The 17,049-nt window shown below is 46.2% G+C and carries 15 protein-coding genes, 7 tRNA genes and 1 riboswitch; of the genes, 20 read left to right on the plus strand and 2 right to left on the minus strand.

All coding sequences use genetic code 11. The features are described from left to right. Positions 1–28 precede the first annotated feature (28 nt). Both DWX61_RS01915 and DWX61_RS01920 read left to right on the plus strand, forming a co-directional pair. On the plus strand, positions 29–718 hold the full coding sequence (locus tag DWX61_RS01915) for a YoaK family protein (protein WP_330612641.1): 690 nt from the start codon (positions 29–31) through the stop codon (positions 716–718). Between the two features lie 15 nt (positions 719–733). Further along, a complete protein-coding gene (locus tag DWX61_RS01920) occupies positions 734–1,489 on the plus strand; it encodes a DUF4866 domain-containing protein (RefSeq protein ID WP_182433925.1) in 756 nt (251 codons plus the stop codon). Positions 1,490–1,584: 95 nt separating this feature from the next. On the opposite strand, the gene DWX61_RS01925 is transcribed toward DWX61_RS01920, so the two are convergent. Beyond that, positions 1,585–2,883: a threonine/serine exporter family protein gene (locus DWX61_RS01925; RefSeq protein ID WP_182433932.1), complete on the minus strand. Its 1,299-nt coding sequence runs from the start codon at positions 2,881–2,883 to the stop codon at positions 1,585–1,587. A gap of 351 nt (positions 2,884–3,234) precedes the next feature. Between DWX61_RS01925 and pckA the strand changes: the two genes are divergently transcribed. From pckA to DWX61_RS01985, 11 genes are all read left to right on the plus strand, one after another. After that, a complete protein-coding gene (pckA, locus tag DWX61_RS01930) occupies positions 3,235–4,839 on the plus strand; it encodes a phosphoenolpyruvate carboxykinase (ATP) (protein WP_118623509.1) in 1,605 nt (534 codons plus the stop codon). Between the two features lie 293 nt (positions 4,840–5,132). Continuing rightward, a riboswitch (NiCo riboswitch) is annotated at positions 5,133–5,314 on the plus strand. Positions 5,315–5,513: 199 nt separating this feature from the next. Continuing rightward, positions 5,514–6,443 carry a cation diffusion facilitator family transporter gene (locus tag DWX61_RS01940; protein ID WP_118513210.1) on the plus strand — a complete coding sequence of 310 codons (930 nt, stop codon included), beginning with the start codon at positions 5,514–5,516 and terminating at the stop codon, positions 6,441–6,443. A 307-nt stretch (positions 6,444–6,750) separates the two neighbouring features. Next, positions 6,751–6,954, plus strand: coding sequence for a hypothetical protein (locus DWX61_RS01945; RefSeq protein ID WP_022426534.1), 204 nt, complete (start codon positions 6,751–6,753; stop codon positions 6,952–6,954). 112 nt (positions 6,955–7,066) lie between these two features. Continuing rightward, positions 7,067–7,399 carry a rhodanese-like domain-containing protein gene (locus DWX61_RS01950; RefSeq protein ID WP_118513209.1) on the plus strand — a complete coding sequence of 111 codons (333 nt, stop codon included), beginning with the start codon at positions 7,067–7,069 and terminating at the stop codon, positions 7,397–7,399. An 86-nt stretch (positions 7,400–7,485) separates the two neighbouring features. Then, a complete protein-coding gene (yfcE, locus tag DWX61_RS01955; RefSeq protein ID WP_118623512.1) occupies positions 7,486–8,028 on the plus strand; it encodes a phosphodiesterase in 543 nt (180 codons plus the stop codon). Further along, positions 8,025–9,182 (plus strand): THUMP domain-containing class I SAM-dependent RNA methyltransferase, encoded by a 1,158-nt coding sequence (locus DWX61_RS01960; protein ID WP_118623513.1) that lies wholly within the window; start codon positions 8,025–8,027, stop codon positions 9,180–9,182. Before yfcE ends, DWX61_RS01960 begins: the two co-directional genes overlap by 4 nt. Then, positions 9,179–9,763 carry an XTP/dITP diphosphatase gene (locus tag DWX61_RS01965; protein ID WP_110103311.1) on the plus strand — a complete coding sequence of 195 codons (585 nt, stop codon included), beginning with the start codon at positions 9,179–9,181 and terminating at the stop codon, positions 9,761–9,763. Before DWX61_RS01960 ends, DWX61_RS01965 begins: the two co-directional genes overlap by 4 nt. Further along, positions 9,760–10,239 carry a metallophosphoesterase family protein gene (locus DWX61_RS01970; RefSeq protein ID WP_118513205.1) on the plus strand — a complete coding sequence of 160 codons (480 nt, stop codon included), beginning with the start codon at positions 9,760–9,762 and terminating at the stop codon, positions 10,237–10,239. The genes DWX61_RS01965 and DWX61_RS01970 overlap by 4 nt, the downstream gene beginning before the upstream one ends. A 238-nt stretch (positions 10,240–10,477) precedes the next feature. Next, positions 10,478–11,092, plus strand: a complete 615-nt coding sequence (locus DWX61_RS01975) for a hypothetical protein (protein WP_118623514.1) — start codon at positions 10,478–10,480, stop codon at positions 11,090–11,092. Further along, the gene (locus tag DWX61_RS01980) at positions 11,055–12,686 is read left to right on the plus strand and encodes a GH3 family acyl-acid amido synthetase (RefSeq protein ID WP_118623515.1); all 1,632 of its coding nucleotides are present in this window, start codon (positions 11,055–11,057) and stop codon (positions 12,684–12,686) included. Before DWX61_RS01975 ends, DWX61_RS01980 begins: the two co-directional genes overlap by 38 nt. A gap of 2 nt (positions 12,687–12,688) precedes the next feature. Beyond that, a complete protein-coding gene (locus tag DWX61_RS01985; RefSeq protein ID WP_118623516.1) occupies positions 12,689–15,232 on the plus strand; it encodes an HD domain-containing phosphohydrolase in 2,544 nt (847 codons plus the stop codon). Positions 15,233–15,300: 68 nt separating this feature from the next. Here DWX61_RS01985 and DWX61_RS01990 read toward each other — a convergent pair whose 3' ends face one another. After that, positions 15,301–16,074 carry a hypothetical protein gene (locus DWX61_RS01990; RefSeq protein ID WP_118623517.1) on the minus strand — a complete coding sequence of 258 codons (774 nt, stop codon included), beginning with the start codon at positions 16,072–16,074 and terminating at the stop codon, positions 15,301–15,303. Between the two features lie 262 nt (positions 16,075–16,336). On the opposite strand from DWX61_RS01990, the gene DWX61_RS01995 reads away from it, so the two are divergent. The 7 genes from DWX61_RS01995 to DWX61_RS02025 all read left to right on the plus strand — a co-directional run bounded on the left by DWX61_RS01995 (position 16,337) and on the right by DWX61_RS02025 (position 16,993). Continuing rightward, positions 16,337–16,411 (plus strand) — tRNA-Pro (locus DWX61_RS01995). A 27-nt stretch (positions 16,412–16,438) separates the two neighbouring features. Then, positions 16,439–16,509 (plus strand) — tRNA-Gly (locus DWX61_RS02000). Positions 16,510–16,527: 18 nt separating this feature from the next. Continuing rightward, positions 16,528–16,601: transfer RNA gene (locus DWX61_RS02005), tRNA-Arg, on the plus strand. Positions 16,602–16,606: 5 nt separating this feature from the next. Continuing rightward, positions 16,607–16,680, plus strand: a tRNA-His gene (locus DWX61_RS02010). Between the two features lie 10 nt (positions 16,681–16,690). After that, a tRNA-Gln gene (locus DWX61_RS02015) sits at positions 16,691–16,762 on the plus strand. An 11-nt stretch (positions 16,763–16,773) separates the two neighbouring features. Next, positions 16,774–16,846 (plus strand) — tRNA-Lys (locus tag DWX61_RS02020). Between the two features lie 67 nt (positions 16,847–16,913). Beyond that, positions 16,914–16,993, plus strand: a tRNA-Leu gene (locus DWX61_RS02025). The last annotated feature ends 56 nt before the right edge of the window (positions 16,994–17,049 follow it).

The following is a 17,049-nucleotide window of genomic DNA, read 5'->3' on the forward strand; positions in this document are numbered from 1 at the left end:
AAAAAATCAATGACAGGAGTGATTTAGAGTGGTTTCAGGAGGCAGAAAGCTGCAGAACGCAGACCGGCAGATGTCAGAAGCTTTTATCACAAGTGCATTTCTGGCAATGTCCGGCGGATTTCAGGATGCCTACACATACTTTACAAGAGATGAGGTGTTTTCCAACGCCCAGACAGGCAATGTGGTTCTGATGAGCCATAATTTTATGACAGGACAGTGGGGAGACGGTTTAAGGTATCTGTTCCCTATTTTAGCCTTTGCCATTGGTGTTGTAGCGGCGGAGCGAATCCAGAACACCTTTAAATATGCAAAAAAACTTCACTGGAGGCAGATGATCCTGCTGATCGAGATCCTGATCCTTTTTGTGGTGGGATTTATGCCGGGAGAATTGGATATGCTGGCAACCGCACTGGTATCCTTTTCCTGCGCCATGCAGGTACAGACATTCCGGAAGGTAGGCGGTTATTCCTATGCAAGCACTATGTGCATCGGAAATTTACGAAGCGGCACGGCGGCATTGTCCGTGTATTGTCGTGAAAAACGTCCGGAACAGCTGAAGCAGGCTCTTTATTATTTTGGAATAATTTTCTTTTTTGCCATTGGAGCCGGTGGCGGAGGAAATCTGTCCATGAGGCTGGGAATCCCGGCAATCTGGGTATCGGATGTTTTGCTTCTGATCAGCTTTATTCTGATGTTTTCCAGTAAACATAGAGATTAGAAAGGGTGAGGAATTGTGGAAAACAGCACATTATTCCCAAGAGAGGAAAAGGCGGAGCTTTTATTTGAAAAGATCCTGAAGGATCCGGAGGCGTGCAGACGGCTGACGGAGACCTTCTATGAATCCATGGATGCGGATACAGACATAGAATGCGGATATCTTCCTCCGGAAAAATTCGCCTATGCATTGCTGGACGCATATAAAAACCGTGATCTGACTGCTCTCCTTATGGCGATCTGCCAGAACAGTATGTTTGATCTTCTGCGAAATTCTTTTCTGGCACCGTTCAGGTTCAATGCAGATGGACAGGAGAATCCGGTATTTCTCACAGATGAAAAAGGAAATTTTCTGCGGGAAAAGGGAATCCATGTAAGTGACAGGGATTACGACCGATTTCGCAGGATATACAGGGAGAAACCTGGTGTAAAGATGTATCTGGCGTATGGCTACCGGAAGCGACATGCCTATGATGAAGCTACCATGGAAGTAGAAGAGTACAAAATGGGCGAACATATCGGTGTGCTGCTGGTGTATGAGCTTCCGAACAGCGTAAAGGAAAAAGAAACGGAGGCACAGGCCTATGCGGCTGTATGGGATATCATGATGGCAATTCAGAAGAAGCTTCCAAGAGCTTTTGTGTATTATGGGCAGGATTCTGTGGAGGATGGTGGAAAACGTTATGATGGACTGGGCGTTTTTCTCCCCATCCATAAATTTGCGGACCGCCTGGAAAAAATGATCGGAATCGCTGATGAGATCGTAATGAAATAGAGTGTGCAAAAAAGGACTGCTTTTGTATTGCTCCGGTTATCAGAAGGATAGCTGATGACCGGAAGCTACAGAAAGCAGTCCTTTTTGTATGCCCATCAGGTGCAGTAGCGGAACATTTTGTCCGTAAGGATCCTGGCGAAAATAAGGCCCAGGGGAAGAGCAACGATGATCAAGATCGCAGCTGCAAACCAGGAGGCGGAAACATTCAGGGACATGATCCCCAGATTGTAGATCGCCCGGTAGAGATAAAGTCCGGGAACCATGATCACAATAGATGGTACGGTAATGGAAATCCTGGGATATCCCACTTTTGTTTTGATGAGGGAGGCCAGAAGTCCGGCTGTCAGTGCTCCGAAAAAAGCCGCGGCAGCAGGTGGGAAACCGGCAAGATCAACAAGCTCCAGACGCAAAGTGTTGGACAGTGCGCCGATGAAGGCGGCAGCTGCGGCTAGCCGCACAGGACTGTTGAACATGACTGAAAAGCCGAATACCCCGCAGAAGCTTGCCAGAAGCCGGAACAGGATCCTCTGAGCTGCCGAAAGCTCCAGAGGCAGGAAATCCACAGGCTTCAGATGAAGAAGCAGTGCCATCAGCCAGGCAGAGACAGCAGCCACCATTACAACAATAATGGCGTAGGCCAGTCGTTCCAGACCGGAACGCATATCCAGCTTGGCAAGGTCGATCCCGCTTGTGATAAACGGAAAGCCCGGAATGATAAACAGCATGGAACAGATGTACCCGGCCTCATGCTGGACGGAAATGTGGAACAGAAGCTCTGCCAGCTTCAGGAAGCCTGCATATACAAGACAGGCGGAGGAAACAGAAACTGCAATGCACATAAACAGAGTAAAATGATGCTTGCCAAGCTTGCAGCGGATGGCGTTTCCGATGCCTGCGCCTGCAAAAGCCAGGATCATTTCCAGCGGGCCACCGCCCAGAAGAAAAGTAAATGCACTACAGGCCAGTGCAGAAGCCAGTCCCAGGGCTGCAGGGGAATAAAGCCCGTGGATCCGCTCGATCTCATCTAACTGACTGTGCAGTGCTTCACCGCTCATATGGATACCCTCCACAGGAAAATCACTGACAAAATGTTCCAGCCTGTTCAGTCTGGAAGTATTTACGCCGGTGGTAGTCAGACTAAGTGCATGGGAAAAACTGCTCTCACCGTCAAAGCAGGTGTAGCTTATAGACATTAGTCCGATATCTGCGGAGCAGGTGATGCCAAGTGCTTCTGACAATGTATTCATGGAACTCCGTACCCGCCAGGCACCGGTCCCACAGGAGAGAAGCATCATGCCTGTACGGCCGATCAGGGAAGCTTTTTCGGAAAGAGAAGCCTCGGTGATGGGCTGGCTGTTCCTGGCGCTTACGTAGTTGTGCCAGGGGATTTTCATATGATTACGTTTAACCGGAATATCTGACACAGAAATCACTTCTTTCTATATATTAAAATAGTATAGTTATTATTATAAATATATATAATAACTATAATCAGATATATTGTAGCCATTATTCTGAAAAAGTCAAGTGTAGATGAAATAAAATCTGACAGTACTAAAACGTCACTGTTAAAGATTTATCATTTTTTTGCGGAAAATGAATTTTTTTGGTTGCTTTTACGTACAATTTATGTATAATTGTGGATAGGGATGTTGGAATGACCAATTCCTATGGCAGGATGACAAAAACCTGCAGCAGTAGGTGGCTATCATAATTACTATTAAAGAAGAGAGGTAAATGTTAAGATGGCAAAAATCGATTTAACAAAGTATGGTATTACCGGAACAACTGAGATCGTGTACAATCCTTCCTACGAGACATTATTTGAGGAAGAGACCAAACCGGAGCTTGAAGGATTTGAGAAGGGTCAGGTCAGTGAGCTTGGTGCTGTCAATGTAATGACAGGTATCTACACAGGACGTTCCCCTAAAGACAAATACATCGTTATGGATGAGAACTCCAAGGACACAGTTTGGTGGACATCCGATGAGTACAAGAACGATAACCATCCGGCAACTCAGGAAGCATGGAATGCAGTTAAAGATCTTGCCAAGAAGGAGCTTTCCAACAAGAAACTTTTCGTAGTAGATGCATTCTGCGGAGCTAACAAAGACACACGTATGGCTATCCGTTTCATCGTTGAGGTTGCATGGCAGGCACACTTCGTAACAAACATGTTCATTCAGCCGACAGCTGAGGAGCTTGAGAACTTTGAGCCGGATTTCGTTGTTTACAACGCATCCAAGGCTAAAGTTGAGAACTATAAAGAATTAGGACTGAACTCTGAGACAGCTGTAATGTTCAACATTACAAGCCGTGAGCAGGTTATCGTTAATACATGGTACGGCGGAGAGATGAAGAAAGGTATGTTCTCCATGATGAACTACTATCTGCCGCTTAAGGGCATCGCTTCCATGCACTGCTCTGCAAACACAGACCTTAACGGAGAGAACACAGCAATCTTCTTCGGTCTTTCCGGAACAGGTAAGACAACACTTTCCACAGATCCTAAGCGTCTCCTGATCGGTGATGACGAGCATGGCTGGGATGACAACGGAGTATTCAACTTCGAGGGTGGATGCTACGCTAAGGTTATCAACCTTGACAAAGAGTCTGAGCCGGACATCTACAATGCGATCAGGAGAAACGCTCTTCTTGAGAACGTAACACTTGATGCTGAGGGCAAGATCGACTTCGCTGATAAGAGCGTAACAGAGAACACACGTGTTTCCTACCCGATCAACCACATCGAGAACATTGTTCGCCCTGTATCTTCTGCACCGGCAGCGAAAGAGGTTATCTTCCTGTCCGCAGATGCATTCGGCGTACTTCCTCCAGTATCTATCCTGACACCGGAGCAGACACAGTACTACTTCCTTTCCGGATTCACAGCTAAACTTGCTGGTACAGAGCGTGGAATCACAGAGCCTACTCCTACATTCTCCGCATGCTTCGGACAGGCATTCCTTGAGCTTCATCCGACAAAATATGCTGAGGAGCTCGTTAAGAGAATGGAGAAGAGCGGTGCGAAGGCATACCTCGTTAACACAGGATGGAATGGAACAGGAAAACGTATCTCCATCAAAGATACTCGTGGTATCATCGATGCTATCCTTGACGGATCTATCCTTAAAGCTTCTACAAAGAAGATCCCATTCTTCAACTTCGAGGTTCCGACAGAGCTTCCGGGCGTAGATCCTGCAATCCTTGACCCACGTGACACATATGCAGATGCTGCAGAGTGGGAGACAAAGGCTAAAGATCTTGCTGCAAGATTTGTTAAGAACTTTGCTAAGTATGAGGGAAATGAGGCTGGTAAAGCACTCGTTGCAGCTGGTCCTCAGGCATAATCATTCATTTCAACAGAATACAGATCGTAGACTTAACCGGGAGCGGATTTATTCGCTCCCGGTTTTTTGACAAACAACTGCGGATCTGTTATTTGATATAGAGCTGTGCAGTGCGAAGCATGTTTTCAGACATGGAATAAACAGAAAGTTGAAGATATCTACCTGTAAAATAAAAAACTTTGACTTGACTAACAGAGCGTTCATGGTGTATCCTTGCTGAGAAGTCGGACGGGAGACCCGTAAGACTGCAATTCTCTTTGCACTGCATTACATTCGAACAGGATGCGAGATCAACAGTACAAACTGAGCAGGCGATGCTTTTCGGAATCGAAAATATTTATCCGAAGGCATGGGGCCGGGCCGCAGGAAGCGGCAGCGGATATGGATTTAAACGTAATTGCAAAGAACCTGCATTCACGGAATATGAGGTGAAGCAGAATGTGACTTTGCTTTCAGACATATCTGCGGGACAGTGTATGTTTCGCAGGTATGTCTTTTTTACTGCAAAAATATGGATGGAACAGAAGGTAGAAGCTGGGATATCCCTATACAGAAAAGAAAGAACACCGGCGGAAATCGCACTGCAGCGAGTAGTGAAGGAACCGCCGGTTTTTTCACGGAAAATGTTGTGCCATAAGAAGAACCTGATCATATATTAAAAGGAGGTCCTGTTTATGGAACACAAAGAAAACAAAACAATTATACATGATACAGAAAAAACAGCTTCATGGGAACAGCAGACAGCAATGAAGGTATCCGGGATCAGTATCCTGGTAAATCTTTTATTGTCCGTATTTAAACTGGTTGCCGGTATTGTGGCACATTCAGGAGCAATGATCTCTGATGCCATTCATTCGGCATCAGATGTGGGAAGTACCTTCATCGTGATTATCGGTGTCCGTCTTTCTGCAAAGAAATCAGACAAAGAGCACCAGTACGGACATGAAAGAATGGAATGTGTCTCTTCTATTGTTCTTGCAGGAATGCTGCTTGTCACTGGTATTGGGATCGGAGTTACCGGTGCCCGTGACATTGTAAAAAGCACATCCGGCGGAACCATTGCCATTCCGGGAACACTTGCACTGGTTGCTGCAGTGGTATCCATTGTGGTAAAAGAGTGGATGTTCTGGTATACAAGAGGTGCCGCAAAGAAGATTAATTCAGGAGCTCTGATGGCAGATGCATGGCACCATCGTTCAGATGCACTTTCCTCCATCGGAGCGTTTGTCGGCATCTTCGGTGCAAGACTGGGATACCCGATCCTGGATCCGATCGCCAGCATCGTGATCTGCGTTATGATCGCTAAGGCATCGATCGACATTTTCAGGGATGCCATTGACAAGATGGTAGATCATTCCTGTGATGTAAAAACTGAGGAATCCATGAAGAGAGAGATCCTCAAGGTACCGGGCGTCAGAAGAGTAGACCTTCTTAAAACCCGTCTTTTCGGATCCAAGATGTATGTGGATATCGAGATCGCAGCAGATGGAAATATTTCCCTCTGCGATGCACATGATATTGCGGAAAATGTACATCATACGATCGAGAATAAATTCAAAAATGTAAAGCACTGTATGGTGCATGTAAATCCGATCAACGGATAAAAAAACAAGCTGCCGGAGCGACCTTGTGATCGTCATCCGGCGGCTTATTTTTGTATAGAGAAACACCCGGTAGGGGAGCTACCGGGTGTTTCGAGGGGAGTATAAATAATTAAATAAGGGGTTATGTAAAAAAAATTTTTGAAGGGTAAATTCTTTTTACAAGAATGATTATAATATAAATTGGAAAAAAAAGCAACATGATTTTGGCGAATAATCTCCAAACTTTTTGGGATACTATTTCCTGTAATAAAAAGCGGCAGAAAGCTTCGGAAAGCCGTAAAATCAACTTCATCAGGAGGTAATTCAAATGGCGAAAAATTACGAAACAGACAGAAATGAGTCTAATTATGCAGGAAAAAATCACGGGGAAAGTGCTTCCAGAAACTGCGGAAAAAACAGCTCTAAGAACAGTTCGGGAAATTCTTCCAGGAACAGTTCCAAAAGCAGCTACGGAAACAAAATTTCCGATGAATATGATTCTGAGAAGGATAGAGGCTCTGACAGATATTAAATGATAAGAAAAGCGGGAAAAGCCAGAGATGGCTTTTCCCGCTTAAATACATATAAGGGAACATTCACCCGGAAGCTTCCATATAATATACCAAAAAGAGGAGATTTTTTCCATGTTTCAGATCGAAACTATCTCTGCAAAAATGCTGGATTATTATGTGGAGCGCAGTGACGCTGTTATCATAGATCTCCGGGATCCTGCCGCATACAGAAGGGGACATGTCCGGAACGCGGCAAATATTCCATACAGAGAGCTGGAGGAATATCTTGAGAAAAAACAGGATCAGAAATACCGTTTTCCCAAAGATAAACTGCTGATACTTTACTGCGATCGCGGCGGTGCCAGCATGCAGGCTGCCCGGAGCCTGGCAAGACAGGGCTGCCGTACCAGATCCGTGATCGGTGGATTTGCCGCCTACAGAGGGAGAAATCTTGTGCGCGGATAAAACAACAAATCTTGTATTTTAAAGTAAATCATGATAATGTAAAGAACAGAGATAAAAACCAACACAAATTACAAGGAGAAAAGATTATGAAATATATGTTTGCATCCGATGTACATGGTTCGGCATATTACTGCCGGAAAATGCTGGAAGCATATGACGCGGAGAAGGCGGAGAGACTGGTGCTTCTGGGAGATCTGCTTTATCACGGACCAAGAAATGACCTTCCGAAGGAATACGCACCAAAGGAAGTCATCCGCCTTTTAAATGAGAGAAAAAAACAGATCTACGCAGTACGCGGAAACTGTGAGGCAGAGGTGGATCAGATGGTCCTGGACTTCCCGGTTATGGCAGATTACTGTATCCTTGCCATCGAGGGAAAAACGATGTATGCCACACACGGTCACATCTATAATAAGGATAATCTTCCGCCGATGATGGATGGAGACATTCTGATCCACGGCCATACACATGTGCTGAAAGCAGAAAACATGGGAAATTATATCCTTCTGAACCCAGGTTCCGTATCCATTCCAAAGGAAGGCAACCCACCAACCTACGCAATCCTTGAGAACGGAATTTTTACAATCAAAGACTTTGAAGGAAATACAGTACGGGAGATCACTTTATGAATCTGTGGGAATTAACAGCGCCCTGCCATTTCGGAACAGAGGCGGTACTGAAACGTGAAATACTGGACCTTGGTTATGAAGTGACCAAAGTGGAAGACGGAAGAGTAACTTTTGAGGCAGACGCCCAGGGTGTGGCAGACGCCAATCTGTTCCTCCGCACCACAGAACGCGTCCTTCTGAAAGTAGGCGAAGTAAAAGCCGAGACATTCGACGAACTTTTTGAGAAGACCAAGGCTCTCCCATGGGAGAATTACATACCGAAGAACGGTAAATTCTGGGTAGCCAAGGCAAACTCCATCAAGAGTAAACTTTTCAGCCCATCCGATATCCAGTCCATCATGAAAAAAGCCATCGTAGAACGTCTCAAAGGCATCTACGGAATTTCCTGGTTCCCGGAAGACGGTCCGGAATTCCCAATCCGTGTGGCATTTATGAAAGATGTGGCCCTGATCGGGATCGATACTTCCGGCGTATCTCTTCATAAGAGAGGATACCGCCAGATGACCGTGAAAGCACCCATCACAGAGACACTTGCCAGCGCACTTCTGATGCTCACCCCCTGGAAAAAGGATCGTATTCTTGTCGATCCGTTCTGCGGAAGCGGTACCTTTCCTATTGAGGCGGCAATGATGGCAGCGGATATGGCACCGGGACTGAACCGTCATTTTCTGGCCGAGAGCTGGGAGCATCTGATCCCGAAGGAATGCTGGGAGGATGCAAGAGAAGAAGCCAGAGAACGTGTAAATCTTGATATTGAAACCGATATCCAGGGCTTTGATATCGATGCAGCTGCCATCAAGGCAGCACGCGCCAACGCAAAAATGGCCGGAGTGGACAAACTGATCCATTTCCAGCAGCGCCCGGTCAATGAACTCCGCCATTCCAAACCCTTTGGTTTTATCGTGACAAATCCGCCATATGGTGAGAGGATCGAAGAAAAATCCAATCTCCCTGCACTGTACCGTGAGATCGGTGAAAGCTATAAGGGGCTGGATCGCTGGTCCATGTATCTGATCACTGCCTATGACAAGGCAGAGAATGATATCGGCCGAAAGGCAGATAAAAACCGTAAGATCTATAACGGAATGATGAAAACCTACTATTACCAGTTTCTTGGACCACGTCCGCCGAAGAAAGGAAGTATTAAAGAATGAAAAAGATCATTTTTGCTACCGGAAATGAGGATAAAATGAAGGAAATCCGAAGGATACTTGCGGATCCTTCTCTGGAGATCCTTTCCCTGAAGGATGCCGGGATCCATGCGGATATTGATGAAAACGGAAAAAGCTTTGAAGAAAATGCCATGATCAAGGCAGAAGCAATCAGTAAAATGACCGGCGAGATCGTTCTGGCAGATGATTCCGGTCTGGAGATCGACTATCTGAACAAAGAGCCTGGAATCTATTCCGCACGCTATATGGGTGAGGATACTTCCTATCATATTAAAAACGCAAACCTGATCCAGCGTCTGGAAGGTGTACCCGATGAGAAACGTACCGCACGTTTTGTATGTGCTATTGCGGCAGCTTTCCCGGATGGCAGAAGAAAGACAGTCCGTGCTGCCATGGAAGGCCGCATCGGCTACGAGGAAAAAGGGGAGAATGGCTTTGGCTATGACCCGATCTTTTATCTTCCGGAATATGGCTGCACTTCCGCAGAGCTTTCCATGGAAGAAAAGAACAGGATCAGCCATCGTGGAAAAGCTCTTTGCCTTATAAAGGAAGAGCTTGTATGAAGGTGCTGATCGTAAGCGATACTCACGGAAGAGATGAAAACCTGGAGATCGTGATAAACCGGGAGGCTCCTTTTGACATGCTGGTACATTGCGGGGATGTGGAAGGCAGAGAATTTTATATTGAAGCCCTTGCAGAATGTCCCTGCAGCATTGTGTCCGGAAATAATGATTTTTTCTCGGATCTCCCGAGAGAAGATGTGATCGAGGTCGAGGGAAATAAGATCCTGGTAACTCACGGTCATTACTACGGTGTATCCATAGCCTTTGATCAGCTGGCAGAAGCTGCCCGCTCAAGGGGATGCAATGCGGCTTTTTTCGGACATATCCACGTGCCGGTTGTTGAAAAGGAAGCAGGTGTGCTTCTGGTAAATCCCGGAAGTCTGGCTTTTCCCAGACAACGGGGACGCCGTCCAAGCTATGCAGTAATGGAGACAGAGGGAAAGGGCGAAATGCACGTAGAGATCCGTTACCTCTGATTCTGGCAGAAAAAACATATAAACTGTCATAATTGATAAAATTTGTGCCAATATTCAGCATATATTAGTCAAAAACGATTGCGAAAGTCAGCTATGTGCTATATAATGAACGAGTAGTTGTTTTTTAGTAATATAGAGCATTCTTTAGGGTACTGACTATGAAAGGGTCTCGTTTCTGAGAATGCAGCAGAGCGGAATGAGAAGGTCCGCTTTACATAAATGAAGGGGGAAAATACACATGACTGCGGTTATTATAGGGAGCATCGGCTTTTTATGCTGCTTCCTGTATGATCATAACAGTATCCGATTGAAAAAAAGCTTTCTTCATCCGTTTTTTAGCATAGGATGTTTCCTGATCGCAGTGTCAACAGGTCTGGTGATCCGGAGCTGCTGGCCGCGGCAGGGAAGTTCTTTTTTTATTTCTGCTGTTTTTCTGACAGCAGCGATCCTGTTTCTGGGACTGTTGATCTATACATTGTTTTTTGCGCTGCCCTTTGATGAGACATATGTCAAAGAAAATCATGAAAGGCTGGCCTATACAGAGGGTGTTTATGCACTCTGCCGACATCCTGGCGTTCTGTGGTTCGCCGGATTTTATTTTTGCCTGGCCGGATTTCTGGGATCCGGGAAGGCACTGAGGGCTTTTGGGGTCCTTATCGTGTGGAACATATTTTACATTTTTTACCAGGACAGGATCGTGTTTCCGGAAACATTCAGTAATTACGGAGCGTATCAGCAGACAACTCCCTTTCTGATCCCGGACCGAAACAGTACAGCTGCCTGTATAAAAACGTGGCGAAAAGGGGGGAAAGGCGGTGAGTCTTGGCGAAAAACTTCGAAAACAGCAGTATGATGCTATCTGGAAAGAATATTGCGGATTTCTTGATCTGACAATGCAGGATTACATGAAGATCCAGAATCGCCTGATGGAAGAGCAGATCCAGCTCTGGTCAGACTGTGAATTGGGCAAAAGCATTCTGAAGGTCAGGAGGCCATCCGGGATCGACGAGTTCCGTCGGCTGGTACCTCTTACCACTTATGAGGATTATGCGGATATGCTCCTCCAGAAGAGAAGTGAAACTCTTCCGGGGAATCCGATCATCTGGATACAGACGACCTGGGAAGGCGGGCGCCATCCGATAAAGGTGGCACCATACACGAGAAGTATGCTGGATACCTACAGGAACAATGTAGTTGCCTGCCTCATATTAGCTACAAGCCGCGAAAAGGGCAAATTTGATGTGGAGGAAACGGACAAGATCCTTTACGGACTGGCACCGCTGCCTTTTGCTACCGGCCTTTTTCCACTGGCGCTGAGAGAAGATATCGACATCCGTTTTCTTCCGGAAGTGGAAGATGCGGTAAATATGAGTTTTAGTGAGCGGAACAAAGAGGGCTTTAAGATGGCCATGAAACAGGACGTGGAATTTTTCTTCGGACTTGGAAGTGTAGCCTATGCAGTAAGCCAGAGTCTCACCGGAAGTGTATCATCAGGAAAAAGCAAAACCTCCTTTTCGGAACTCCTGCAGTATAAACCAAAGATGCTGAAAAGGATCCTGAATGCCAAAAAGATCTGTGAGAGGGAGAAACGGGAGCTTCTTCCGAAAGACCTTTTTCACCTGAAGGGATTTATGGTGGCAGGAACCGACAATCAGTGCTATAAGGATGATCTGGAGAAAATGTGGGGAGTTCGGCCCATGGAGCTTTTTGCAGGAACGGAACCTTCTATTATAGGAACCGAGACCTGGACCAGGAACGGAATGTACTTTTTTCCGGATACCTGCTTTTATGAATTTATCACCGAAAAGGATATGCTCCATAATTATGAGGATCCCACGTTCACTCCTCCGACCTATCTTATGGATGAAGTTGTTCCCGGGGAGAAATATGAGCTTGTGATCACTGTGCTGAAGGGCGGAGCCTTTGCCAGGTACCGTGTGGGAGATATGTATCGGTGCGTGGGTCTTACCAACCAGGAGGACCGGACACAGATTCCAAGATTTGAGTACATAGATCGTGTTCCGTGGATCATTGATATCGCAGGATTCACCAGGATTTCGGAAAATGGTATCAAAAGTGTGATTCAGTTGTCTGGGCAGCCGGTTACGGATTGGATCGCAGTGAAAGAATATAATGAGAAAAAACGCCCATATCTGCATCTTTATATAGAAGTAAAAAAAGAAGCGCTGATGTATCAGGCTATGAGCACGGACATTCTGAAAGAGCTTCTGACCACGTATTTCAAATATATCGATCAGGATTACCGGGATCTGAAGAAAATCCTGGGAATGGATCCCCTTGTGGTGACCATCCTGCGCTGTGGTACCTTTCATCTTTATGAGTCCAGAAAAGGACGGAAACCACGGCATATGAGCACTCCTTATTATGAGGTGGCGGAACTTTTGAGACTGCAGGATGAGATCGGATTCGGGAATATGAGGAAGTAACTATGGAAAGCTATATATCATTTTCAATCATTTCAGTTTTTTTCTATACATTTATGATACTGACTCTTCTGGCTGGTAAGCGCAGCCGGATCATCAACAGCTTCATGTGTGTGCTGGGAGGAATGCTCTGCTGGACGCTGGGCTCTTTTCTGATGCGTATGGAAGCAGGACCCTCTTACATCCTGTGGTATTATGTGTCTCTGGCAGGAATCCTGTTTCTGCCATATTTTTATTATGTATTCATCAGCGCATTCATGGGAGTGCGTATGGGCAGAAAAAGCAGAATCCCATTGCTTTTGATGCTGCTGCTTTTTGTGATCAACATCCCGGGCGGGATCATCCTGCGCTGGCCAGATCTGATCCGTAAAAACGGTGGTGCGCATTTTGTTTATAAGATCACCCCCTGGTTCCTTCTGTTCTTTGTGGTAGCAGGGATCACCATTATCCAGATTTTTATTACCATGTACCGCGGATGCCGGAGACACCCCGAATACCGCAAACAGATCGAACCGATCCTTGTGGGGATACTGATCATTTTTGTGGGAAACCTTGCGCTGGCAGTGCCGGCATTTTCCGGATTCCCCATCGATATTGTCAGCGGTCTGATCAATGCTGTCCTGATGCTTTATGCACTGACCAGAAGACGGCTGTTCCAGATGCGCCGTCTTGCGTCAGATGGGGTTTGCTTTGGTGTGGGAGTGGTTCTGACGGTAGTACTGTTTATCAATCTTTCACCGTATCTGATGAACTATATCCGAATGCTGCTCCCTGCAGCCAGTGAGTATCATGTGCTGATCTTTTCTTTCGTTTTTCTCATATCTGCATGGCTGGTCACAGTGCTGTGGAAATGTCTGATGAACAATGTTTTTATCAAAAAAGAGATCCAGCAGTCTCAGGAGCTGAAAGATTTCAGCCAGTCAGTATCCAGGACGCTCCGGGTAGGAGAAATCCTGCGTAATACGGTAAATGTGCTGAAGGAAACTACCAATGCAGGACGGATCTATATTTGCCTGAAAGACAAAAAATCAGGGGAATATCAGGCTGTTTACAGCAACCGTCCGTTGAACGACCTGACCTTTTCGCTGAAAGCGGATAATCCGGTGGTTACTTGGCTTACCAGAAATGAGGACTGTGTGGTGATCCGGGATTTTCGTTCTTCCACAGCCTACAAATCCATGTGGGAATCGGAGAAACATATGTTTTCAGAGCTGGGTATCGAATACTGTGCAGGTCTTCGACAAAATGATGATCTGGCCGGGATCATTGCGATTTCCGGTGACGGACACAGGAACCTGAACCATAATGACCTTGCCATGCTGTCTTCGGTCAGCTCGGTAGCTTCCATTGCCATCAAAAATGCCAGACTCTATGAGGCGGCATGGACTGAGGCAAGGACCGATGAACTGACGGGCCTTCTGAACCGGAAATATTTTTATGAGATCCTGGATGAGGAATACGGAAAAAATAAAGAGGGTTCGCTTGCACTGATCCTGTTCAATATTGATGATTTCAAGCTGTACAATCAGCTGTACGGAAATCAGCAGGGAGATGTTGCACTTCGAAAGGTGGCAGATATCATCCATGCAAGTGTGGGAGAACAGGGATATGTGGCACGTCACAGTGCCAAGGAATTTGCGGTCCTGATGCCAAATTACGATGTATTTTCCGCCAGAAATCTGGCAGAATCCATACAGAAGCAGATTCTGTATATGCGCAACGATTCTGCAGACTACAAGCTGAAGATCCTTACGGTAAGTGTGGGGATCAGTGCGGCACCTTATGCAGCCCGCTCAGCAAAGGAGCTTCTGGATAATGCGGATCTGGCAGTATATCATGTAAAGCGCAGCGGTAAAAACGGCATCGAGATTTTTGACACCATGCTGAAGGAAAGCCTGGATGAAGAAAATGCGGGAAAGAAATCTGATCATGAACATATTTATCAGTCCTATGAATCCACGATCTATGCGCTGACTGCAGCCATTGATACCAAAGATCATTATACCTTCGGACATTCCAACAATGTGGCTTATTACGCAACGAGTCTTGCGAAGGCGCTGAACTATACAACGGAAATGGTGGAGATCATCCGTCAGGCGGCGCTTCTTCATGATGTTGGAAAGATCGGGATTCCGGAGCATATCCTGAACAAAGAAGGCAAGCTTACGGATGAAGAGTATGAGATCATGAAAGGTCATGTGGAAGCATCCATCGGGATCATCCGCCACCTTCCGTCACTGGATTATGTTATCCCTGCAGTTATCGGTCATCACGAACGTTATGACGGAAACGGCTATCCAAGGAGAATCGCGGGAGAAGATATCCCGGCATCTGCAAGGATCCTCTGCATCGCAGATTCCTTTGATGCCATGACATCCAAACGTTGTTATAAGGAACTGATGCCGGTGGAAAAAGCTCTTCGGATCATAAGAGAAGAGGAAGGAAAACAGTTCGATCCGGATATGGCGGAGGTATTTATCCACATATTTCGGGAAGGCAAGATTCATCTGGCAGAACCGGCGGAGCTGAAACGGGAAGAAAAAGCATAAAGAATATTAAGATTACGGGTCTGACAAGCTATGTCAGGCCCGTTTTTGTGAAGCATATGAAGAAAGCTTTATTTATCATCGCCGGTAAGGCGAAGTACATCCCGGATCTCATCCACATTCATATCCAGGATCACGGCAAGCTCATCAATGGTGAATTTAGTGGCGTCATCATCGTCTGTGAGTTCTTTGACCGCAGCCTCCAGGTTTTCTACCTTGGATACCAGATAGTCGTCACGGAATTTCTGCTGTGTCTGTTCCTCGATGGCATGAAGGATTCCGCTGCGGATACGACCACGCATCCAGGTATCGTTTTTCTCCTGTGGGTCTGTCTCTTTGAGAGACGCCAGAAGGGCCAGATTTGCCTCCTGAATGAGATCGGCCAGGTGGATTTCCTCACAGTTCAGTTCAGCGGCCATCTGGGCTGCCTGAGCCATGTAGAACTGTGTCAGTGCACCTTCGGCAGCAGTGTCTCCCTTTGCAAAGGCCTGAAAGAGGGAAGCAAGATCGTCCGGATCAAGTCCCTCCGGGGAAAAGCTTTCCATATAGTCACTGAGATAAGCCTGTTCCTCGGCAGTAAGAGCAGCACGGGTACCCGGAAGCTCTTCCTTGCCCTGGGATTCGGATGAAACAGCATCTGCTCTGTCAGCACCGGTGCCCTCATCGGTGCCTTCGATGGTGATCCCTTTTAATTTGAGATACTGCAGGATCTTTACAAGCTGTGAAGTGCTCAGATCCGATTCATCGAAATGGTCACGGATCTGCTGCTGGGAGAGCTGCTTATTGTTTTCCTCAGCGATGGCACAGATGTCATTAAGCTTCTGCTGAAATAATTTTATATCCATGTAAAAACATCTCCTTATTGTTTGCTTTTTTTCTTGACTTAAATTATGGTTTCATGATACCATAAGCCAGTCACAAATGACAAGAAAACCTTTAAATAGGCGGAAAAAACGTGAAAAAAAGTTTTTTTAAAAAAATTCAAAAAAGGTGTTGACATTTGTAGATTGCTATAATATAATATCACTTGTCGTCAGGCAGGAAACGAAAACGAAACACAAACGAAGGCGACAACAACTTAATAAAAACCATAAGTAAATGGTACATCGGGGTGTGGCTCAGTTTGGCTAGAGCGCCTGGTTTGGGACCAGGAGGCCGCAGGTTCGAATCCTGTCACCCCGACTGCTGTAAACTTATTACCGCAAGCATGCGGGTGTAGTTCAATGGTAGAACACCAGCCTTCCAAGCTGGATACGTGGGTTCGATTCCCATCACCCGCTTCTCTGAGAAGAGAGCATGTGTCTGTAGCTCAGCTGGATAGAGCAACGGCCTTCTAAGCCGTGGGTCGGGGGTTCGAATCCCTTCAGGCACGTTGTGGTGGGTATAGCGCAGTTGGTTAGCGCGCCAGATTGTGGCTCTGGAGGCCCAGGGTTCGAATCCCTGTATCCACCCTTCGCCCATTGGGCTATCGCCAAGCGGTAAGGCACAGCACTTTGACTGCTGCATTCGCTGGTTCGAATCCAGCTAGCCCAGTCCTTTTTTATGGGGTATTAGCTCAGTCGGTAGAGCACTTGACTTTTAATCAAGTTGTCCGGGGTTCGAATCCCCGATGCCTCATTAGCGGAAAGCATTTGCTTTCCGTTATTTTTTTATCATCAGACAGGATGAAAACATAATTGAATATGCGGATATGGCGGAATTGGCAGACGCGCTGGTTTTAGGTACCAGTGGGCAACCGTGCAGGTTCAAGTCCTGTTATCCGCATCATGACGAATGTTTTTACAGCATTTAGCTGTCAAAGAACATTCGTCATTTTTTAT

The sequence above is a fragment of the Ruminococcus sp. AF20-12LB genome (genome assembly GCF_003478985.1).
Classification (GTDB): domain Bacteria; phylum Bacillota; class Clostridia; order Lachnospirales; family Lachnospiraceae; genus Blautia_A.